Raw genomic sequence first — 19,707 nt, 5'->3', positions numbered from 1 at the left:
CTGGTAGCCCGCGCGAGCGGGCGCCGAGTTTGACAGGAGGGCCCCTTCCCCGTCGTTCACGCGACGGGGGAGGGGCCCTTCGTCGTACGCGGCGCTACGGCGACCGCAGGGAATCCGTGAACTCCAGACAGGCCTCGTAGCGGGGGAGCAGCCCGGACGCGACCGCCTCGGCCAGCGAGGGGGCCGCCTCGTCGCGGGCGGACAGCAGCGGGACCTCCGCCGGCCAGTCGATGCCCAGGCCGGGGTCGAGCGGGTGGACCGCGTGTTCGGCCGCGGGGTTGTACGTCTGCGAGCAGAGGTAGGAGAGCGTGGCGTCGTCGCTCAGCGCGCAGAAGCCGTGGCCGAGGCCCTCGGGTAGGTAGACCGCTCGGCGGTCCACGTCGTCCAGCCGGACGCCTTCCCAGCGGCCGAAGGTCGGAGAGCCGACCCGCAGGTCAACGACCACGTCGAGCACGGCGCCGCGCACGCAGGTGACGTACTTGGCCTGGCCGCGCGGGACGTCGGCGAAGTGGATGCCGCGCACCACACCGCGCTGGGAGACCGAGAGGTTGGCCTGCGCCAGGTTCAGCGGGTGTCCGACGACCTCGGCGAGGCGGTCGAAGCGGTACCACTCCATGAACATGCCGCGCGGATCGCCGTGCTGCTGGGGGACGATCTCGTAGGCGCCCCGGATGTCGAGCTCGCGGAACTTCACCGGGTCGCCTCCTCTTCGAGCAGGCCCAGCAGGTAGTCCCCGTAACCGCTCTTGGTGAGCGGCTCGGCCAGCGCGCGCAGCTGCGCGGAGCCGATCAGGCCCGCGCGCCAGGCGGCCTCCTCGATGCAGCCGATCTTGAAGCCCTGCCGTTCCTCTATCACGCGTACGAATTCCGAGGCCTGGACCATCGCGACGAAGGTGCCGGTGTCCAGCCAGGCGGTGCCGCGGTCGAGGATGGTGACGTGCAGCTCGCCGGCCTGGAGGTAGGCATCGTTGACGGCGGTGATCTCCAGCTCGCCGCGGACGCTGGGTTTCAGCCCCCGGGCTATCTCCACGACCTGGTTGTCGTAGAAGTAGAGGCCCGGCACGGCGTAGCGGGACTTGGGGCTGGACGGTTTCTCCTCTATGGAGACGACCTGCCCCGTGGCGTCGAACTCGACCACCCCGTACGCCGAGGGGTCCGCCACCGGGTACGCGAAGACCCGGCCGCCCTTGGCCTCGGTGTGCTCGGCCAGGCGGGTGCCGAGCCCGCTGCCGTGGAAGATGTTGTCGCCGAGGATCAGCGCGACGGAGTCGTCGCCGATGAACTCGGCACCGAGCACGAAGGCCTGGGCGATGCCCTCGGGGCGTTCCTGGACGGCGTATTCGAGCCGGAGACCGAACTGCGAGCCGTCGCCGAGCAGCCGCTCGAACTGGTCGCGGTCGTCCGGGGTGGTGACGACGAGGATCTCGCTGATCCCGGCCATGACCAGCGTGGAGAGCGGGTAGTAGATCATCGGCTTGTCGAAGACGGGCAGCAGCTGCTTCGACACTGCCCGGGTGAGCGGCCAGAGTCGGGACCCGGTACCGCCGGCTAAGAGGATTCCTCGCATGAGGAGAACTTATGCGAGAGGCGTTCGACAGGCGGCTACTCTTCGGATTATGCGCATCCTCGTAACCGGCGGTGCCGGTTTCATAGGCTCGGAATTCGTCAGGCAGCAGTTAGACGCGACGCAGCAGTTGGGGGCGGGGGCCGCGCGGATCACGGTCTTCGACAAGCTGACCTACTCGGGCGTCGAGGCCAATCTGGCGCCGGTCGCCGGTCACCCCGGATACGCCTTCGTCAGGGGCGACATCTGCGACGCGCGGGCGGTCGACCAGGTGATGGCGGGCCACGACGTCGTCGTTCACTTCGCCGCCGAGTCCCATGTGGACCGCTCGATCGCCGGTGCGGGCCCCTTCGTGATGACCAACGTCGTGGGCACCCAGGTCCTCCTGGACGCCGCCCGCAAGCACGGAGTCGGCCGCTTCGTCCACATCTCCACCGACGAGGTGTACGGCTCGATCTCCGAGGGCTCCTGGACCGAGGAGTGGCCGCTGGCGCCCAACTCCCCGTACTCCGCCTCGAAGGCCTCCTCCGACCTGCTGGCCCTGGCGTACGCACGTACCCACGGCATGGACGTGGTCGTCACGCGCTGCTCCAACAACTACGGGCACCACCAGTTCCCGGAGAAGGTCATCCCGCTGTTCGTCTCGAACCTGATGGACGGCAGGAAGGTCCCGCTGTACGGAGACGGCGGCAACGTGCGCGACTGGCTGCACGTCTCGGACCACTGCCGCGGCATCGACCTGGTCATGCGCGGGGGCCGCGCCGGCGAGGTCTACAACATCGGCGGGGGAGTCGAGCTCACCAACAAGGAGCTCACCGGTGTCCTGCTGGAGGCCTCGGGCCTGGGCTGGGACATGGTCGAGCGGGTCGAGGACCGCAAGGGGCACGACCTCCGCTACTCCATCGACATCGGCAAGATCGGCTCCGAGCTGGGGTACGCGCCGCGGGTCACCTTCGAGGAGGGGATCGCGGCGACAGTGGACTGGTACCGGGAGAACCGCGCCTGGTGGGAGCCGCTGAAGGCGAAGGCGGAGCTGCGCAAGTGAACGCCGTGGAAGCAACCGGCGCGGAAGCAAGCGTCGTGGAAGTGGCCGGCGGCCCCGCCGGCGGGCGCTGGCTCGTCACCGGCGCCGCCGGGATGCTCGGCCGGGACGTCCTGGCCGTCCTGGAGGATGCCGGGATCGAGGCCGCTGGCCTGGGCCGGGCCGAGCTGGACATCACCAGTCCGGCGGCCGTCCGGGCCGCCGTGGAGGGCGCGGCCGTGGTCGTGAACTGCGCCGCCTGGACCGACGTGGACGGCGCCGAGACGGCCGAGGAGGCCGCCACGGCCGTCAACGGCGCCGGTGTGCGCCTCCTGGCCGGGGCCTGCGCCGCGGCCGGGGCCCGGCTGCTGCACGTCTCCACCGACTACGTGCTGCCCGGAGACGCCTCGCAGCCCTACGCCGAGGACGCCGCGACCGGCCCGGTGAACGCGTACGGCCGCTCCAAGCTGGCCGGCGAGCGGGCCGTGGCCGAGCTGCTGCCCCGGGACGGCTACGTGGTCCGCACCGCCTGGCTGTACGGAGAGCACGGGCCGAACTTCGTCGCCACCATGCTCGGGCTGGCCGCCCAGCGGGACACCCTGGACGTCGTGGACGACCAGCACGGCCAGCCCACCTGGTCCTACGCGCTGGCCCGCCGCCTCGTGGAGCTCGGCCTGGCCGCGCTGGCGGGCCGGGCCCCCGGCGGGATCTACCACGGCACCGCGAGCGGCCGGACCACCTGGTTCGGGCTGGCCCGCGAGACCTACCGGCTGAGCGGTCTGGACCCCGAGCGGATCCGGCCGACCGACTCCTCGGCGTTCGCGCGCCCCGCCGTCCGTCCGGTGTTCAGCGTCCTCGGTCACGACCGCTGGTCGGCGGCCGGACTGGAGCCGCTGGCCGAGTGGCGGGTCCAGCTCGCCGAGGCGATCACCCGGGAGGCCTTCGCCGGCCTCGGGGGAGTGCCGCCGAAAGGCTGAGGGAGAGGTCCGGGCGGGGAGAGGGCGCGCGCTGGCTTGACCACTCAGCGTGGCGGGGTATTCTCTTCGGCCCGATTGGCCAGGGACGTGTCTCGTATGGCAGACTACTCAAGTTGCTCGGCCGTGTGCCGATGCTGCGCGCCTCCCGCCGGGAGGACCGGAAGCAAGTCCCACAGTACTCGTCGCTCTATCTGCCTCTCGGGGCAGCAATGGGGCGGACGTACGGGAATCTTCTGGGAAGCGTCAGCACGGTGCCTGCCAGGTACTCGGTGGGTGTTTGCCCCCGATCTGCGGTCTTGGGACCGCGCCCCCTTGGATGAGGGAATTTCCGTATGGGAATTTTTTCTAGAGGGAGCGCGACACGCCCGACCGCGTGGGTCGGAGGAAAGCGGCGGAGTCATCCGCAGCCGGCCGAGAACCAGAGCGTTTCCACAACAGACAGGACTACGGAGTAGCCATGGCGGGACAGAAGATCCGCATCCGGCTCAAGGCCTACGACCACGAGGTCATCGATTCGTCGGCGAAGAAGATCGTCGAGACGGTGACGCGCACTGGTGCGTCGGTCGCGGGCCCGGTGCCGCTGCCCACTGAGAAGAACGTGTACTGCGTCATCAAGTCGCCGCACAAGTACAAGGACTCGCGCGAGCACTTCGAGATGCGCACTCACAAGCGCCTGATCGACATCCTCGACCCGACGCCCAAGACCGTTGACTCGCTGATGCGCCTGGACCTTCCGGCCGGCGTTGACATCGAGATCAAGCTCTGAGAGGCGCGGAAAAGATGGCAAAGCAGATCAAGGGCGTCCTGGGCGAGAAGCTCGGCATGACCCAGGTCTGGGACGAGAACAACCGTGTCGTCCCGGTGACCGTCGTCAAGGCCGGGCCCTGCGTCGTTACCCAGGTCCGTAAGAACGACATCGATGGCTACGAGTCGGTCCAGATCGCCTTCGGCGAGATTGACCCGCGCAAGGTGAACAAGCCCCTCAAGGGTCACTTCGCCAAGGCCGATGTAACCCCGCGCCGCCACCTGGTGGAGCTCCGCACCTCCGACGCCAGCGAGTACACGCTCGGCCAGGAGATCACCGCCGCTGTGTTCGAGTCCGGCGTCAAGGTTGACGTCACGGGCAACAGCAAGGGCAAGGGCTTCGCCGGTGTCATGAAGCGTCACAACTTCAAGGGCCTCGGCGCCGGCCACGGCGTGCAGCGCAAGCACCGCTCCCCCGGTTCGATCGGTGGCTGCGCCACCCCTGGGCGTGTCTTCAAGGGCATGCGCATGGCCGGTCGTATGGGTAACGAGCGTGTCACCACCCAGAACCTGACCATCCACGCGGTTGACGCGGAGAAGGGTCTGCTCCTGATCAAGGGTGCGGTCCCCGGTCCGAACGGCGGCCTCGTCCTGGTCCGTACCGCGGCCAAGGGGGCTTGAGGTAATGAGCACCATTGACATCCTTTCGCCGGCAGGCGACAAGGCCGGTACCGTCGAGCTCCCCGCGGAGATCTTCGACGCGAAGACCAGCGTTCCGCTGATCCACCAGGTCGTTGTCGCTCAGCTGGCTGCTGCCCGTCAGGGCACGCACAAGACCAAGCGTCGTGGCGAAGTCCGTGGTGGTGGCCGCAAGCCGTACCGCCAGAAGGGCACCGGCCGCGCGCGCCAGGGTTCGACCCGCGCTCCGCAGTTCGTCGGCGGTGGCGTCGTCCACGGCCCGCAGCCGCGTGACTACTCGCAGCGGACCCCGAAGAAGATGAAGGCCGCCGCCCTGCGCGGTGCCCTCTCGGACCGTGCGCGTCACTCCCGCATCCACGTCGTCACCGGCGTGGTCGAGGGTGCCGCCTCCACGAAGGCCGCCAAGACGCTGTTCGGCAAGATCTCGGAGCGCAAGAACCTGCTCCTGGTCGTCGACCGCTCCGAAGAGGCCGCGTGGCTGTCCGCCCGCAACCTGCCCCAGGTTCACATCCTGGAGCCGGGCCAGCTGAACACGTACGACGTGATCGTCTCTGACGACGTGGTCTTCACTCAGACCGCTTTCGAGTCCTTCGTGTCTGGCCCCAAGGCCGATGAGACCGAAGGGAGCGACGCCTGATGTCTGAGGCGACCGTTACCAGCAAGACCTTCACCGACCCGCGCGACCTGCTGATCAAGCCGGTTGTCTCGGAGAAGAGCTACGCGCTGCTGGACGAGAACAAGTACACGTTCATCGTCGCGCCCGGCTCCAACAAGACTCAGATCAAGCAGGCCGTCGAGGCGGTCTTCGGGGTCAAGGTCACCGGGGTCAACACGATCAACCGTCAGGGTAAGCGCAAGCGCACCAAGACCGGTTTCGGCAAGCGTGCGAACACCAAGCGCGCCATCGTGACCCTCGCTGAGGGCGACCGAATCGACATCTTCGGCGGCCAGGCCTCCTAACGGAGGTCTAGTCGTCCGGAATCGGACGAGGACTGAGAAATGGGTATCCGCAAGTACAAGCCGACGACCCCGGGCCGTCGTGGCTCCAGCGTCGCCGACTTTGTCGAGATCACGCGGTCCACGCCGGAGAAGTCGCTGGTCCGCCCCCTGCACAGCAAGGGCGGCCGTAACAACACCGGTCGGATCACGGTTCGACACCAGGGTGGCGGCCACAAGCGCGCCTACCGTGTGATCGACTTCCGTCGTCACGACAAGGACGGCGTGCCGGCGAAGGTCGCGCACATCGAGTACGACCCCAACCGCACGGCGCGCATCGCGCTCCTGCACTACGCCGACGGTGAGAAGCGCTACATCATTGCGCCGAAGAACCTGAAGCAGGGTGACCGGATTGAGAACGGCCCGACGGCCGACATCAAGCCCGGCAACAACCTGGCGCTCCGCAACATCCCGGTCGGTACCACGATCCACGCGATCGAGCTCCGTCCCGGTGGTGGCGCGAAGTTCGCCCGCTCCGCTGGTGCCTCCGTGCAGCTGCTGGCGAAGGAGGGCACCATGGCCCACCTTCGTATGCCGTCCGGTGAGATCCGTCTCGTCGACGCCCGCTGCCGCGCCACGGTCGGCGAGGTCGGCAACGCCGAGCAGTCGAACATCAACTGGGGCAAGGCCGGCCGTATGCGCTGGAAGGGCGTTCGCCCCTCCGTCCGCGGTGTCGCGATGAACCCGGTCGACCACCCGCACGGTGGTGGTGAGGGTAAGACCAGTGGTGGTCGCCACCCGGTCTCCCCGTGGGGTCAGAAGGAGGGTCGTACTCGCTCGCCGAAGAAGGCTTCGAGCAAGTACATCGTCCGCCGCCGCAAGACGAACAAGAAGCGCTAGGAGCGGGTTTAGATGCCGCGCAGTCTCAAGAAGGGACCCTTCGTCGACGGACACCTCATCAAGAAGGTGGACGTACAGAACGAAGCCGGTACCAAGAACGTCATCAAGACCTGGTCCCGTCGCTCGATGATCATCCCGGCCATGCTGGGTCACACCATCGCGGTGCACAACGGCAAGATCCACGTCCCGGTGTTCGTCACCGAGTCGATGGTCGGCCACAAGCTCGGCGAGTTCTCGCCGACTCGCACCTTCCGCGGCCACGTCAAGGACGACCGGAAGTCGAAGCGCCGCTAAAGGCGGGGTGGTTACGACTATGACTTACACCGAAGGGACAACCATGGAAGCCAGGGCCCAGGCGCGGTACATCCGCGTCACGCCCATGAAGGCCCGCCGAGTGGTGGACCTTATCCGTGGCATGGATGCCACGGAGGCTCAGGCGGTCCTGCGTTTCGCCCCGCAGGCCGCGAGCGTGCCGGTTGGCAAGGTGCTCGACAGCGCCATTGCCAACGCCGCACACAACTACAACCACCCGGACGCCTCCACGCTGGTCATCAGCGAGGCGTACGTGGACGAGGGCCCGACCCTGAAGCGGTTCCGTCCGCGTGCACAGGGCCGTGCCTACCGGATCCGCAAGCGGACCAGCCACATCACCGTGGTCGTCAGCAGCAAGGAAGGTTCCCGGTAATGGGCCAGAAGGTAAACCCGCACGGGTTCCGGCTCGGCATCACCACCGACTTCAAGTCGCGTTGGTACGCCGACAAGCTGTACAAGGACTACGTCAAGGAAGACGTCGCCATCCGCAGGATGATGACGTCCGGCATGGAGCGCGCCGGCATCTCGAAGGTTGAGATCGAGCGCACCCGTGACCGCGTGCGTGTGGACATCCACACCGCTCGTCCGGGCATCGTCATCGGCCGCCGTGGCGCCGAGGCCGACCGCATCCGCGGTGACCTCGAGAAGCTCACGGGCAAGCAGGTCCAGCTGAACATCCTCGAGGTCAAGAACCCCGAGCTCGATGCTCAGCTGGTTGCCCAGGCCGTTGCCGAGCAGCTCTCCTCCCGCGTCTCCTTCCGTCGCGCCATGCGTAAGAGCATGCAGGGCACGATGAAGGCCGGCGCCAAGGGCATCAAGATCCAGTGTGGCGGCCGTCTCGGCGGCGCCGAGATGTCCCGCTCCGAGTTCTACCGCGAAGGCCGTGTGCCGCTGCACACCCTCCGCGCGAACGTGGACTACGGCTTCTTCGAGGCCAAGACCACCTTCGGCCGTATCGGTGTGAAGGTCTGGATCTACAAGGGCGACGTCAAGAACATCGCCGAGGTTCGCGCCGAGAACGCCGCGGCCCGTGCGGGTAACCGCCCGGCCCGTGGTGCCGCAGGCGCTAGCGACCGTCCCGCCGGCCGTGGTGGCCGTGGTGGCGAGCGCGGCGGCCGTGGTGGCCGCAAGCCGCAGCAGGCTGCTGGTGTCGAGGCCCCCAAGGCCGACGCTCCCGCCGCCGCTCCGGCCGAGAGCACCGGAACGGAGGCCTGACCGACATGCTGATCCCTCGTAGGGTCAAGCACCGCAAGCAGCACCACCCGAAGCGCCGTGGTATGGCCAAGGGCGGTACTGAGGTCTCGTTCGGCGAGTACGGCATCCAGGCGCTTACCCCCGCCTACGTGACGAACCGCCAGATCGAGGCGGCTCGTATCGCGATGACCCGCCACATCAAGCGTGGCGGCAAGGTCTGGATCAACATCTACCCGGACCGTCCCCTGACGAAGAAGCCTGCCGAGACCCGCATGGGTTCCGGTAAGGGTTCTCCCGAGTGGTGGATCGCGAACGTGCACCCGGGCCGGGTCATGTTCGAGCTGTCCTACCCGAACGAGAAGATTGCTCGTGAGGCGCTCACCCGCGCTGCTCACAAGCTTCCGATGAAGTGCCGGATTGTTCGGCGCGAGGCAGGTGAGTCGTGATGGCGACGGGAACCAAGGCGTCCGAGCTGCGTGAGCTCGGCAACGAGGAGCTCGTTGGCAAGCTGCGCGAGGCCAAGGAAGAGCTGTTCAAGCTTCGCTTCCAGGCTGCCACGGGCCAGCTCGAGAACAACGGCCGGCTCCGTTCCGTCCGCAAGGACATCGCCCGGATCTACACCCTGATGCACGAGCGCGAGCTCGGCATCGAGACGGTGGAGAGCGCCTGATGAGCGAGAAGAATGTGACTGAGACCCAGGACCGCGGCTTCCGCAAGACCCGTGAGGGCCTCGTCGTCAGCGACAAGATGGACAAGACCGTCGTCGTCGCCGTCGAGGACCGCGTGAAGCACGCCCTGTACGGCAAGGTCATCCGCCGTACGAACAAGCTCAAGGCTCACGACGAGCAGAACGCTGCCGGCGTCGGCGACCGCGTCCTCATCATGGAGACGCGTCCGCTGTCGGCGAGCAAGCGCTGGCGCATCGTCGAGATCCTCGAGAAGGCCAAGTAATTATCTGAGGCCCCGGGCATCAAGCCCGGGGGCCCCTCAGGTTCGTTCCGCCAGGCTCGGTGGGGGCGGTAGCTCTTCGGAGTGATGCCCCCGCCGGGAACCGGCAGACAAACAGGAGATAGACGTGATCCAGCAGGAGTCGCGACTGCGTGTCGCCGACAACACTGGTGCCAAGGAGATCCTTTGCATCCGTGTTCTCGGTGGCTCCGGTCGCCGCTACGCGGGCATCGGTGACGTCATCGTTGCCACCGTCAAGGACGCGATCCCCGGTGGCAACGTGAAGAAGGGTGACGTCGTCAAGGCGGTCATCGTTCGCACCGTGAAGGAACGCCGCCGCCAGGACGGCTCGTACATCCGCTTCGACGAGAACGCCGCCGTCATTCTGAAGAACGACGGCGACCCTCGTGGCACCCGTATCTTCGGCCCGGTGGGCCGTGAGCTGCGCGAGAAGAAGTTCATGAAGATCATCTCGCTCGCGCCGGAGGTGCTGTAAGCATGAAGATCAAGAAGGGCGACCTGGTTCAGGTCATCACCGGTAAGGACAAGGGCAAGCAGGGCAAGGTCATTCTGGCCATCCCTACTGAGAACCGCGTTCTGGTCGAGGGTGTCAACCGGGTCAAGAAGCACACCAAGGCCGGTCAGACCGCTGGTGGTTCGCAGACCGGTGGCATCGTGATCACCGAGGCGCCGATCCACGTCAGCAACGTTCAGCTGGTTGTGGAGAAGGACGGCCAGAAGGTCGTTACCCGCGTCGGCTTCCGCTTCGACGACGAGGGCAACAAGATCCGCGTTGCCAAGCGGACGGGTGAGGACATCTGATGGCTACCACTCCGCGTCTCAAGACGAAGTACCGCGAGGACATCGCGGGCAAGCTGCGTGAAGAGTTCTCCTACGAGAACGTCATGCAGATCCCCGGCCTCGTGAAGATCGTGGTCAACATGGGTGTGGGCGACGCCGCCCGCGACTCCAAGCTGATCGACGGCGCCATCAAGGACCTGACGACGATCACCGGTCAGAAGCCGGCCGTCACGAAGGCCCGCAAGTCCATCGCGCAGTTCAAGCTGCGCGAGGGTCAGCCGATCGGCTGCCACGTCACCCTCCGCGGTGACCGCATGTGGGAGTTCCTGGACCGTACGCTGTCGCTCGCGCTGCCGCGTATCCGTGACTTCCGTGGTCTGTCGCCGAAGCAGTTCGACGGCCGTGGCAACTACACCTTCGGTCTCACGGAGCAGGTCATGTTCCACGAGATCGACCAGGACAAGATCGACCGTACCCGGGGTATGGACATCACCGTGGTCACCACGGCGACCAACGACGACGAGGGCCGCGCCCTCCTTCGTCACCTCGGCTTCCCCTTCAAGGAGGCGTAAGCGAGATGGCGAAGAAGGCTCTCATCGCGAAGGCTGCCCGCAAGCCCAAGTTCGGTGTGCGTGCGTACACCCGCTGCCAGCGCTGCGGTCGCCCCCACTCCGTGTACCGCAAGTTCGGCCTGTGCCGCGTGTGCCTTCGTGAGATGGCTCACCGTGGCGAGCTGCCGGGCGTGACCAAGAGCTCCTGGTAATTCCCTCTCGTCCGCAAGGACTTGAGCGGTACCAGGCACTCTCGGTAAGCATCTGGACGGCGGATGCCCGGCCGCGCATGCCTTAGGCTTGTGTGGTTGGGCGTCCGCCGCCCATAACGACTTACTACGCCGTAGGTCCCCGCACCGCACCCGTCCCGCCACTGAGCGGGGAGAGGGATGGCGCATACAGGAAACCCCGGCGAGAGAGGCCGAAGGCCACTTCATGACCATGACTGACCCGATCGCAGACATGCTCACGCGTCTGCGTAACGCTAACTCGGCGTACCACGACACCGTGGTGATGCCGCACAGCAAGATCAAGTCGCACATCGCAGAGATCCTCAAGCAGGAGGGTTTCATCACCGGCTGGAAGGTCGAGGACGCCGAGGTCGGCAAGAACCTCGTCCTCGAGCTGAAGTTCGGGCCGAACCGTGAGCGCTCCATTGCGGGCATCAAGCGGATCTCGAAGCCCGGTCTGCGTGTGTACGCAAAGTCCACCAACCTGCCGAAGGTGCTCGGCGGCCTGGGCGTGGCGATCATCTCCACGTCCCACGGTCTGCTCACCGGCCAGCAGGCAGGCAAGAAGGGCGTAGGTGGGGAAGTCCTCGCCTACGTCTGGTAGTCGGGAACGGAGGAAAAGCAATGTCGCGAATCGGCAAGCTCCCCATCCAGGTTCCCGCCGGTGTGGACGTCACCATCGACGGCCAGTCGGTGGCTGTGAAGGGCCCCAAGGGTTCCCTCGCGCTCACCGTCAAGGCGCCGATCGAGATCGTCAAGGGTGAGGACGGCGTTCTGAACGTCATCCGCCCCAACGACGAGCGTCAGAACAAGGCCCTCCACGGCCTGTCCCGCACGCTGGTGGCGAACATGATCACCGGCGTGACCGCGGGTTACGTGAAGGCTCTTGAGATCAGCGGTGTCGGTTACCGCGTCGCCGCGAAGGGCTCCAACCTGGAGTTCCAGCTTGGTTACAGCCACCCGATCCTGATCGAGGCGCCCGAGGGCATCTCCTTCAAGGTCGAGTCGCCCACCAAGTTCACGGTCGAGGGCATCGACAAGCAGAAGGTCGGCGAGGTCGCCGCCAACATCCGCAAGCTGCGGAAGCCCGACCCGTACAAGGCCAAGGGTGTCAAGTACGCCGGCGAAGTCATCCGCCGCAAGGTCGGAAAGGCTGGTAAGTAGCCATGGCATACGGTGTAAAGATCGCCAAGGGCGACGCGTACAAGCGTGCCGCCAAGGCCCGCCGCCACATCCGCATCCGCAAGAACGTCTCGGGTACGGCGGAGCGTCCGCGCCTCGTCGTGACGCGTTCCAACCGCAACATCGTTGCTCAGGTCATCGACGACCTCCAGGGTCACACCCTGGCGTCGGCGTCGACCCTGGACGCTTCGATCCGTGGTGGCGAAGGCGACAAGAGCTCGCAGGCCCAGGCTGTCGGCGCGCTCGTCGCCGAGCGCGCCAAGGCCGCGGGTGTCGAGACCGTCGTGTTCGACCGCGGTGGCAACCGATACGCCGGGCGCATTGCCGCTCTGGCTGACGCCGCCCGCGAAGCCGGGCTGAAGTTCTAAGCCCCGTTTTCCGGGACTCACGGACGTAACAGAGAGAGGTAATCCAATGGCTGGACCCCAGCGCCGCGGAAGCGGTGCCGGTGGCGGCGAGCGGCGGGACCGGAAGGGTCGCGACGGTGGCCCTGCCGCCGAGAAGACCGCTTACGTTGAGCGCGTTGTCGCGATCAACCGCGTCGCCAAGGTTGTCAAGGGTGGTCGCCGCTTCAGCTTCACCGCGCTGGTCGTGGTGGGCGACGGTGACGGCACTGTAGGTGTCGGTTACGGCAAGGCCAAGGAAGTTCCCGCGGCCATCGCCAAGGGTGTCGAGGAAGCCAAGAAGTCCTTCTTCAAGGTTCCGCGCATCCAGGGCACCATTCCTCACCCGATCACGGGCGAGCGCGCCGCGGGCGTCGTGCTGCTGAAGCCGGCCGCCCCTGGTACCGGTGTTATCGCCGGTGGCCCGGTGCGCGCCGTTCTGGAGTGCGCCGGCGTTCACGACATCCTGTCGAAGTCGCTCGGCTCTTCCAACGCGATCAACATCGTGCACGCGACCGTGGCGGCCCTCAAGGGCCTGCAGCGTCCCGAGGAGATCGCGGCTCGCCGTGGTCTGCCCCTCGAGGACGTCGCCCCCGCGGCTCTGCTCCGTGCGCGTGCTGGGGCGGGTGCGTAATGGCTCGCCTCAAGGTCACGCAGATCAAGTCGTACATCGGCAGCAAGCAGAACCACCGCGACACGCTGCGTTCGCTCGGGCTCAAGCGCCTGAACGACGTCGTCGTCAAGGAGGACCGCCCCGAGTTCCGCGGAATGGTTCACACCGTCCGCCACCTCGTGACGGTTGAGGAGGTTGACTAACATGGCTGAAAGCAGCCCGCTGAAGGCCCACAACCTCCGTCCCGCCCCCGGTGCCAAGACCGCGAAGACCCGTGTCGGTCGTGGTGAGGCGTCGAAGGGTAAGACGGCTGGTCGTGGTACGAAGGGCCAGAAGGCCCGTTACCAGATCCCGCAGCGCTTCGAGGGTGGGCAGATGCCCCTCCACATGCGTCTGCCGAAGCTCAAGGGCTTCAAGAACCCGTTCCGCACCGAGTTCCAGGTCGTGAACCTGGACAAGCTCGGCGCTCTCTACCCCGAGGGTGGAGAGGTCACGGTGGCCGACCTGGTCGCCAAGGGCGCGGTTCGCAAGAACAGCCTCGTCAAGGTCCTGGGCCAGGGCGAGATCTCCGTGGCGCTGCAGGTTTCGGTTGACGCCGTCTCCGGCTCCGCCAAGGAGAAGATTGCCGCCGCTGGTGGCACCGTGACCGAGCTCGTCTAAGACGAACTCAGTGACAAATAGCTAGAAACCCGACCGGGGATGCCTCACATATGGGGCATCCCCGGTTGGTCGTTCCACGGGGGGCGCAGACGCCGGTATGGTGGCCTGCACCTTTGCTTGTACGTATTCGTCGATCCCTCAGACCGTCACCTCTGACGCAGTAGCGCGGGGGTCGCAGGAGGCACCGTGCTCACCGCGTTCGCCCGGGCGTTCAAGACGCCCGACCTGCGCAAGAAGCTGCTTTTCACGCTCGGCATCATCGTGCTGTATCGGCTCGGGTCGCATATCCCCGTACCTGGTGTGAGCTACAAGAACGTTCAGATCTGTGTCGACTCGGCCGGGAGCAGCAACAGCCTCTTCGGTCTCGTCAACATGTTCAGCGGCGGTGCGCTGCTGCAGATCACGATCTTCGCGCTCGGCATCATGCCCTACATCACGGCGAGCATCATTCTGCAGCTGCTGACCGTGGTCATCCCGAAGCTGGAGAACCTCAAAAAAGAGGGTCAGGCCGGCACGTCGAAGATCACTCAGTACACGCGCTATCTGACGGTCGCGCTCGCGATCCTGCAGGGCACCGGCCTCGTCGCCACCGCCCGCAGCGGCGCCCTTTTCCAGGGCTGCGCGGTCAAGGACCAGATCGTCCCCGACCGGTCGATCTTCACCACCGTCGTCATGGTGCTCACCATGACCGCCGGTACCTGCCTCGTCATGTGGCTCGGTGAGCTCATCACCGACCGCGGTATCGGCAACGGCATGTCGATCCTGATGTTCATCTCGATCGCCGCGGGCTTCGTCGGCGCCCTCTGGCAGATCAAGCTCCAGGGCAAGATCGCGGACGGCTGGGTCGAGTTCGGCGTGGTCATCCTGGTCGGCCTCGCGATGGTGGCCCTGGTGGTCTTCGTCGAACAGGCGCAGCGCCGGATCCCGGTCCAGTACGCGAAGCGCATGATCGGCCGCCGCGCCTACGGCGGTACCTCGACGTACATCCCGCTCAAGGTGAACCAGGCCGGTGTCATCCCGGTCATCTTCGCCTCGTCGCTGCTGTACATCCCGGCACTGATCGTCCAGTTCAGCGGTTCCACCGCCGGCTGGGCCACGTGGATCCAGAAGCACTTCGTCAAGGGCGACCACCCGTACTACATCGCCGCCTACTTCCTCCTGATCGTCTTCTTCGCGTTCTTCTACGTGGCGATCTCGTTCAACCCCGAGGAAGTCGCCGACAACATGAAGAAGTATGGTGGCTTCATCCCGGGCATCCGCGCCGGTCGACCGACCGCCGAGTACCTGAGCTACGTACTCAACCGGATCACCTGGCCGGGGTCGCTGTACCTGGGTCTCATTGCTCTCGTGCCGACGATGGCGTTGGCGGGCTTCGGAGCGAACCAGAACTTCCCGTTCGGCGGGACGAGCATCCTGATCATCGTGGGTGTGGGTCTGGAAACCGTGAAGCAGATCGAGAGCCAGCTCCAGCAGCGCAATTACGAAGGGTTCCTCCGCTGATGCGAATCGTTCTCGTCGGACCGCCCGGTGCGGGCAAGGGAACGCAGGCGGCCGTGCTTGCCAAGACCCTGTCGATCCCGCACATCTCCACGGGTGACCTGTTCCGGGCCAACATCAGCCAGGGCACCGAGCTGGGCCGCCGTGCGAAGGCGTTCATGGACGCCGGCGACCTCGTCCCGGACGAGATCACCATCGGCATGGCCAAGGACCGCATGGAGCAGGCGGACGCCGCCGGCGGTTTCCTGCTCGACGGCTTCCCGCGCAACGTGTCGCAGGCCGAGGCCCTCGACGTGATGCTGAAGGCCGAGGGCATGAACCTCGACGCCGTACTCGACCTGGAGGTCGAGGAGGACGAGGTCGTCAAGCGTCTCGCCGGGCGGCGCACCTGCCGCAACGACGGCTCGCACGTGTTCCACGTCGCGTACGCCCCGCCGAAGACCGAGGGTGTCTGCGACATCTGCGGCGGCGAGCTGTACGTCCGTGAGGACCAGTCCGAGGACGCGGTCCGCAACCGCCTCGAGGTCTACCACACCCAGACCGAGCCGATCATCGACTACTACAAGGCCCAGGGCCTCGTGTCGACGATCCCGGCGCTGGGCGAGGTCAAGGACGTCACGCAGCGCGCGATGGACGCCCTCAAGAAGTAGTTCCCCAGTAGTGCAGCCACGGCCGCGGTGTCCTCAGGACGCCGCGGCCGTACTGTTGACGCGACCGTCGAACCGAAGGTGGAAGGCAATTCCCATGGTCCAGATCAAGACCCCCGAGCAGATCGCGAAGATGCGCGAGGCGGGACTGGTCGTCGCCGCGATCCACGCGGCGACCCGTGAGGCGGCCGTGCCCGGCGCCACGACGCGGGATCTGGACATGGTGGCCCGCAAGGTCATCGCGGACGCCGGCGCCAAGTCGAACTTCCTCGGCTACGGGGGCTTCCCCGCGACCATCTGCACCTCGGCCAACGAGGTCGTCGTCCACGGCATCCCGGACGACAAGACCGTCCTCAAGGACGGCGACATCATCTCGATCGACGCCGGCGCGATCGTCGACGGCTGGCACGGCGACGCCGCGTACACCGCCTTCGTGGGCACTGGGCACGCGCCTGAGCTGCTGGAGCTCTCCCGGGTGACCGAGGAGTCCATGTGGGCCGGGATCGCCGCCATGAAGCTCGGCAACCGCCTCGTGGACATCTCGAAGGCGATCGAGACGTACATCAAGCGCCAGCCCCGCCCCAGCACGGGCGAGCACAGCCTCGGCAAGTTCGGGATCATCGAGGACTACGGCGGCCACGGCATCGGTTCCGAGATGCACATGGACCCCCACCTGCTGAACTACGTCTCCCGCAAGCGCGGCAAGGGGATCAAGCTGGTCCCGGGCCTGTGCCTGGCGATCGAGCCGATGGTCTCCCTGGGCACCGCCCAGACGGAGGTCCTGGCCGACGACTGGACGGTCATCACCACGGACGGCACCTGGTCCTCGCACTGGGAGCACTCCATCGCCCTGACCGAGGAGGGCCCGATCGTGCTGACCTCCCCGGACTGCGGCAAGGCGAAGCTGGCGGAGTACGGCATCACCACCGCGCCCGACCCGCTGGGCTGAGCCGGGCGGCCGGTGGGCCCGGCCGGTCGACCCCGCTGACCAGGATTGATGATCTATCCTGTAGGGCACACTTTCCGGATTCGTCTTTCGGTGGGCCCTGACGTAGACTGACTCGTCGGCTCCTTTGCACCCGCATGTCCTCATGCGAAGGCGGGGAGCTGATCAAGGTAGCCGATTCGAAAGGCGAAGCGTGGCCAAGAAGCAAGGTGCCATCGAAATCGAGGGCACCGTGATCGAGTCCCTCCCGAACGCGATGTTCAAGGTGGAACTCCAGAACGGTCACAAGGTCCTCGCGCACATCAGCGGCAAGATGCGCATGCACTACATCCGCATCCTCCCTGATGACCGGGTCGTCGTGGAGCTGTCTCCGTACGACCTGACGCGTGGCCGGATCGTCTACCGATACAAGTAGATCTTGTCTTCACTCCCGTCCGGACGTCTTGTCCCGGCGCGGGTGGTGGCACTGACCCGGAGAACCTCACCAACATGAAGGTCAAGCCGAGCGTCAAGAAGATCTGCGACAAGTGCAAGGTGATCCGCCGTCACGGTCGGGTCATGGTCATCTGCGACAACCTGCGCCACAAGCAGCGCCAGGGCTGACGCACGCCGACCGACCTGCACTACGCAGTTCTTCGCGCGACGTAAGAAAACGTACATACGCAGAACCCGCCTAGCCCCGACCAGGGCCGGCGGCACCTCCGGCGGGGGCCGGGGACCCGGACGTACCACCACCCATCAGGTGTGGTCGGCGGCCGGGGTTCGGTTCTGCTGAAGACCCCCGAACACACAGGAGCCATTGAATGGCACGCGTTTCCGGTGTTGACATCCCGCGCGAAAAGCGTGTGGAGATCGCACTTACCTACGTCTTCGGTGTCGGTCGCACCCGGTCCAAGGAAATCCTTGCGGCCACCGGTGTGAACCCGGACACCCGCGTTCGTGACCTGGCCGAAGAGGACCTGGTCAAGATCCGCGAGTACGTGGACGCCAACCTCCGCACCGAGGGTGACCTCCGCCGCGAGATCCAGGCCGACATCCGCCGCAAGGTCGAGATCCAGTGCTACCAGGGTGTCCGTCACCGTCGCGGCCTGCCCGTGCACGGTCAGCGCACCAGCACGAACGCCCGTACCCGCAAGGGTCCGCGTCGCGCGATCGCCGGTAAGAAGAAGCCGGGCAAGAAGTAGTCCTGTTCAGCGGTCTTGCGCTGTAGGACCGACCACCTCCCGTAGGAGATTTAGATGCCCCCCAAGGGTCGTCAGGGCGCTGCCAAGAAGGTGCGCCGCAAGGAAAAGAAGAACGTCGCTCATGGGCACGCCCACATCAAGAGCACGTTCAACAACACGATCGTCTCGATCACGGACCCCGCGGGCAACGTGATCTCCTGGGCCTCCGCCGGCCACGTCGGCTTCAAGGGCTCGCGCAAGTCCACCCCCTTCGCCGCGCAGATGGCCGCCGAGTCGGCCGCCCGTCGCGCGCAGGAGCACGGCATGCGCAAGGTCGACGTCTTCGTCAAGGGTCCCGGCTCCGGCCGTGAGACCGCGATCCGCTCCCTCCAGGCCACTGGCCTTGAGGTCGGCTCGATCCAGGACGTCACCCCCACCCCGCACAACGGCTGCCGTCCGCCGAAGCGCCGCCGCGTCTGATCCGGGGCGGCGCCCCTCCCCGCCACCGCGGGGCTGAACCGCGCCGCCGCGTATGCGCAGCGGACGCACTTGTGCGTCTTTGAGTGTCCGGGCGGTACGAACCCCTCGCGGGGGACGTACCGCCCGTACCCTTGTAGTCCGCAGCGCAAGCTGCACCCGTCGGGCGTCAAATAGTGGGCGTCCACGAATGAAGGAACACAGACATGCTTATCGCTCAGCGTCCTTCGCTGACCGAAGAGGTCGTCGACGAGTACCGCTCGCGGTTCGTGATCGAGCCGCTGGAGCCGGGCTTCGGCTACACCCTCGGCAACTCGCTCCGCCGCACGCTCCTGTCCTCGATCCCGGGTGCCGCTGTCACCAGCATCCGCGTGGACGGCGTCCTGCACGAGTTCACCACCGTGCCGGGTGTCAAGGAAGACGTCACCGACATCATCCTCAACATCAAGCAGCTGGTCGTCTCCTCGGAGCACGACGAGCCGGTCGTGATGTACCTGCGCAAGCAGGGTCCCGGCCTGGTCACCGCTGCCGACATCGCGCCCCCGGCCGGTGTCGAGGTGCACAACCCGGACCTGGTCCTCGCCACGCTCAACGGCAAGGGCAAGCTGGAGATGGAGCTGACCGTCGAGCGCGGTCGCGGCTACGTCTCCGCCGTCCAGAACAAGCAGCTGGGCCAGGAGATCGGTCGCATCCCGATCGACTCCATCTACAGCCCGGTCCTCAAGGTCACCTACAAGGTCGAGGCGACCCGAGTCGAGCAGCGCACCGACTTCGACAAGCTGATCGTCGACGTCGAGACCAAGCAGGCCATGCGCCCGCGCGACGCCATGGCGTCCGCCGGTAAGACCCTGGTCGAGCTGTTCGGTCTGGCCCGCGAGCTCAACATCGACGCCGAGGGCATCGACATGGGCCCCTCGCCGACGGACGCGGCCCTGGCCGCCGATCTGGCGCTGCCGATCGAGGAGCTCGAGCTCACGGTCCGCTCGTACAACTGCCTCAAGCGCGAGGGCATCCACTCCGTGGGTGAGCTCGTCGCCCGCTCCGAGGCCGACCTGCTCGACATCCGCAACTTCGGTGCGAAGTCGATCGACGAGGTCAAGGCGAAGCTGGCCGGCATGGGCCTGGCCCTCAAGGACAGCCCGCCCGGATTCGACCCGACCGCCGCCGCCGACGCCTTCGGCGCCGACGACGACGCGGACGCCGGTTTCGTCGAGACCGAGCAGTACTAAGAAAAAGCTTGTGGGGGGGGGGGGGGGGGGTGGG

At 66.5% G+C, this 19,707-nt stretch carries 33 protein-coding genes; 31 read left to right on the top strand and 2 right to left on the bottom strand.

From position 1 onward, the window contains the following. Positions 1-94: 94 nt before the first annotated feature. Together rfbC and rfbA are read right to left on the bottom strand one after the other, a co-directional pair. Positions 95-694, bottom strand: a complete 600-nt coding sequence (gene rfbC, locus ACFXDJ_RS30315) for a dTDP-4-dehydrorhamnose 3,5-epimerase (protein ID WP_384651643.1) — start codon at positions 692-694, stop codon at positions 95-97. Further along, positions 691-1,566, bottom strand: coding sequence for a glucose-1-phosphate thymidylyltransferase RfbA (gene rfbA, locus ACFXDJ_RS30310; RefSeq protein ID WP_384651645.1), 876 nt, complete (start codon positions 1,564-1,566; stop codon positions 691-693). Before rfbA ends, rfbC begins: the two co-directional genes overlap by 4 nt. A gap of 49 nt (positions 1,567-1,615) precedes the next feature. On the opposite strand from rfbA, the gene rfbB reads away from it, so the two are divergent. From rfbB to ACFXDJ_RS30155, 31 genes are all read left to right on the top strand, one after another. Continuing rightward, entirely contained in the window at positions 1,616-2,608 is a 993-nt protein-coding gene (rfbB, locus tag ACFXDJ_RS30305) for a dTDP-glucose 4,6-dehydratase (protein ID WP_384651647.1), read from the top strand. Positions 2,609-2,649: 41 nt separating this feature from the next. Further along, positions 2,650-3,561, top strand: a complete 912-nt coding sequence (gene rfbD, locus ACFXDJ_RS30300; RefSeq protein WP_384651654.1) for a dTDP-4-dehydrorhamnose reductase — start codon at positions 2,650-2,652, stop codon at positions 3,559-3,561. 457 nt (positions 3,562-4,018) lie between these two features. After that, the gene (gene rpsJ / locus ACFXDJ_RS30295) at positions 4,019-4,327 is read left to right on the top strand and encodes a 30S ribosomal protein S10 (RefSeq protein WP_003948644.1); all 309 of its coding nucleotides are present in this window, start codon (positions 4,019-4,021) and stop codon (positions 4,325-4,327) included. 14 nt (positions 4,328-4,341) lie between these two features. After that, entirely contained in the window at positions 4,342-4,986 is a 645-nt protein-coding gene (gene rplC / locus ACFXDJ_RS30290) for a 50S ribosomal protein L3 (protein WP_215015311.1), read from the top strand. Between the two features lie 4 nt (positions 4,987-4,990). Further along, complete coding sequence (gene rplD, locus ACFXDJ_RS30285; RefSeq protein ID WP_254387363.1) at positions 4,991-5,641, top strand: 50S ribosomal protein L4; 651 nt, start codon at positions 4,991-4,993, stop codon at positions 5,639-5,641. Continuing rightward, entirely contained in the window at positions 5,641-5,964 is a 324-nt protein-coding gene (gene rplW / locus ACFXDJ_RS30280) for a 50S ribosomal protein L23 (protein WP_384651649.1), read from the top strand. Before rplD ends, rplW begins: the two co-directional genes overlap by 1 nt. A gap of 39 nt (positions 5,965-6,003) precedes the next feature. Then, on the top strand, positions 6,004-6,840 hold the full coding sequence (gene rplB / locus ACFXDJ_RS30275) for a 50S ribosomal protein L2 (protein ID WP_112447748.1): 837 nt from the start codon (positions 6,004-6,006) through the stop codon (positions 6,838-6,840). A 12-nt stretch (positions 6,841-6,852) separates the two neighbouring features. After that, positions 6,853-7,134: a 30S ribosomal protein S19 gene (rpsS, locus tag ACFXDJ_RS30270; protein ID WP_023539342.1), complete on the top strand. Its 282-nt coding sequence runs from the start codon at positions 6,853-6,855 to the stop codon at positions 7,132-7,134. A gap of 43 nt (positions 7,135-7,177) precedes the next feature. Further along, the gene (gene rplV / locus ACFXDJ_RS30265; protein WP_007265904.1) at positions 7,178-7,525 is read left to right on the top strand and encodes a 50S ribosomal protein L22; all 348 of its coding nucleotides are present in this window, start codon (positions 7,178-7,180) and stop codon (positions 7,523-7,525) included. Further along, entirely contained in the window at positions 7,525-8,367 is an 843-nt protein-coding gene (gene rpsC / locus ACFXDJ_RS30260; protein ID WP_215023442.1) for a 30S ribosomal protein S3, read from the top strand. Before rplV ends, rpsC begins: the two co-directional genes overlap by 1 nt. A gap of 5 nt (positions 8,368-8,372) precedes the next feature. Continuing rightward, entirely contained in the window at positions 8,373-8,792 is a 420-nt protein-coding gene (gene rplP, locus ACFXDJ_RS30255; RefSeq protein ID WP_030026326.1) for a 50S ribosomal protein L16, read from the top strand. Further along, entirely contained in the window at positions 8,792-9,016 is a 225-nt protein-coding gene (rpmC, locus tag ACFXDJ_RS30250) for a 50S ribosomal protein L29 (protein WP_073912892.1), read from the top strand. Before rplP ends, rpmC begins: the two co-directional genes overlap by 1 nt. Further along, positions 9,016-9,297: a 30S ribosomal protein S17 gene (rpsQ, locus tag ACFXDJ_RS30245; protein WP_053682619.1), complete on the top strand. Its 282-nt coding sequence runs from the start codon at positions 9,016-9,018 to the stop codon at positions 9,295-9,297. The genes rpmC and rpsQ overlap by 1 nt, the downstream gene beginning before the upstream one ends. Positions 9,298-9,421: 124 nt before the next feature. Further along, on the top strand, positions 9,422-9,790 hold the full coding sequence (gene rplN / locus ACFXDJ_RS30240; protein ID WP_003956455.1) for a 50S ribosomal protein L14: 369 nt from the start codon (positions 9,422-9,424) through the stop codon (positions 9,788-9,790). A gap of 2 nt (positions 9,791-9,792) precedes the next feature. Then, positions 9,793-10,116, top strand: coding sequence for a 50S ribosomal protein L24 (gene rplX / locus ACFXDJ_RS30235; protein ID WP_215023444.1), 324 nt, complete (start codon positions 9,793-9,795; stop codon positions 10,114-10,116). Continuing rightward, positions 10,116-10,667, top strand: a complete 552-nt coding sequence (rplE, locus tag ACFXDJ_RS30230) for a 50S ribosomal protein L5 (RefSeq protein WP_030388859.1) — start codon at positions 10,116-10,118, stop codon at positions 10,665-10,667. The genes rplX and rplE overlap by 1 nt, the downstream gene beginning before the upstream one ends. A gap of 5 nt (positions 10,668-10,672) precedes the next feature. Beyond that, a complete protein-coding gene (locus ACFXDJ_RS30225; protein ID WP_003956452.1) occupies positions 10,673-10,858 on the top strand; it encodes a type Z 30S ribosomal protein S14 in 186 nt (61 codons plus the stop codon). A 223-nt stretch (positions 10,859-11,081) separates the two neighbouring features. Beyond that, entirely contained in the window at positions 11,082-11,480 is a 399-nt protein-coding gene (gene rpsH, locus ACFXDJ_RS30220; protein ID WP_007265911.1) for a 30S ribosomal protein S8, read from the top strand. Between the two features lie 20 nt (positions 11,481-11,500). Next, positions 11,501-12,040, top strand: a complete 540-nt coding sequence (gene rplF / locus ACFXDJ_RS30215) for a 50S ribosomal protein L6 (RefSeq protein ID WP_384651652.1) — start codon at positions 11,501-11,503, stop codon at positions 12,038-12,040. Between the two features lie 2 nt (positions 12,041-12,042). Beyond that, the gene (gene rplR / locus ACFXDJ_RS30210) at positions 12,043-12,426 is read left to right on the top strand and encodes a 50S ribosomal protein L18 (RefSeq protein ID WP_030008471.1); all 384 of its coding nucleotides are present in this window, start codon (positions 12,043-12,045) and stop codon (positions 12,424-12,426) included. Positions 12,427-12,472: 46 nt separating this feature from the next. Continuing rightward, positions 12,473-13,075: a 30S ribosomal protein S5 gene (gene rpsE / locus ACFXDJ_RS30205; RefSeq protein ID WP_008739695.1), complete on the top strand. Its 603-nt coding sequence runs from the start codon at positions 12,473-12,475 to the stop codon at positions 13,073-13,075. Next, complete coding sequence (rpmD, locus tag ACFXDJ_RS30200; protein ID WP_112447741.1) at positions 13,075-13,257, top strand: 50S ribosomal protein L30; 183 nt, start codon at positions 13,075-13,077, stop codon at positions 13,255-13,257. The genes rpsE and rpmD overlap by 1 nt, the downstream gene beginning before the upstream one ends. A 1-nt stretch (position 13,258) precedes the next feature. Next, positions 13,259-13,714: a 50S ribosomal protein L15 gene (gene rplO / locus ACFXDJ_RS30195; RefSeq protein WP_330298080.1), complete on the top strand. Its 456-nt coding sequence runs from the start codon at positions 13,259-13,261 to the stop codon at positions 13,712-13,714. Positions 13,715-13,900: 186 nt separating this feature from the next. After that, positions 13,901-15,214 carry a preprotein translocase subunit SecY gene (gene secY, locus ACFXDJ_RS30190; RefSeq protein WP_384663805.1) on the top strand — a complete coding sequence of 438 codons (1,314 nt, stop codon included), beginning with the start codon at positions 13,901-13,903 and terminating at the stop codon, positions 15,212-15,214. Next, a complete protein-coding gene (locus tag ACFXDJ_RS30185; RefSeq protein ID WP_384663807.1) occupies positions 15,214-15,861 on the top strand; it encodes an adenylate kinase in 648 nt (215 codons plus the stop codon). The genes secY and ACFXDJ_RS30185 overlap by 1 nt, the downstream gene beginning before the upstream one ends. Before the next feature lie 94 nt (positions 15,862-15,955). Then, on the top strand, positions 15,956-16,807 hold the full coding sequence (map, locus tag ACFXDJ_RS30180) for a type I methionyl aminopeptidase (protein WP_330298083.1): 852 nt from the start codon (positions 15,956-15,958) through the stop codon (positions 16,805-16,807). A 190-nt stretch (positions 16,808-16,997) separates the two neighbouring features. Further along, complete coding sequence (gene infA, locus ACFXDJ_RS30175) at positions 16,998-17,219, top strand: translation initiation factor IF-1 (RefSeq protein ID WP_003956442.1); 222 nt, start codon at positions 16,998-17,000, stop codon at positions 17,217-17,219. A gap of 74 nt (positions 17,220-17,293) precedes the next feature. After that, positions 17,294-17,407, top strand: coding sequence for a 50S ribosomal protein L36 (gene rpmJ / locus ACFXDJ_RS30170; RefSeq protein WP_003956441.1), 114 nt, complete (start codon positions 17,294-17,296; stop codon positions 17,405-17,407). A 200-nt stretch (positions 17,408-17,607) separates the two neighbouring features. Continuing rightward, the gene (rpsM, locus tag ACFXDJ_RS30165) at positions 17,608-17,988 is read left to right on the top strand and encodes a 30S ribosomal protein S13 (RefSeq protein ID WP_053682609.1); all 381 of its coding nucleotides are present in this window, start codon (positions 17,608-17,610) and stop codon (positions 17,986-17,988) included. Positions 17,989-18,042: 54 nt separating this feature from the next. Beyond that, positions 18,043-18,447 (top strand): 30S ribosomal protein S11, encoded by a 405-nt coding sequence (gene rpsK / locus ACFXDJ_RS30160; protein ID WP_006376016.1) that lies wholly within the window; start codon positions 18,043-18,045, stop codon positions 18,445-18,447. 203 nt (positions 18,448-18,650) lie between these two features. Further along, positions 18,651-19,673 (top strand): DNA-directed RNA polymerase subunit alpha, encoded by a 1,023-nt coding sequence (locus ACFXDJ_RS30155; RefSeq protein WP_008739666.1) that lies wholly within the window; start codon positions 18,651-18,653, stop codon positions 19,671-19,673. Positions 19,674-19,707: the final 34 nt, after the last annotated feature.

Source organism: Streptomyces sp. NPDC059443, from assembly GCF_042750105.1.
In the GTDB taxonomy this organism is placed as follows: Bacteria; Actinomycetota; Actinomycetes; order Streptomycetales; family Streptomycetaceae; genus Streptomyces.
The sequence above is the reverse complement of the archived record's forward strand: the minus strand, read 5'-3'. Positions and strand labels throughout refer to the sequence as shown.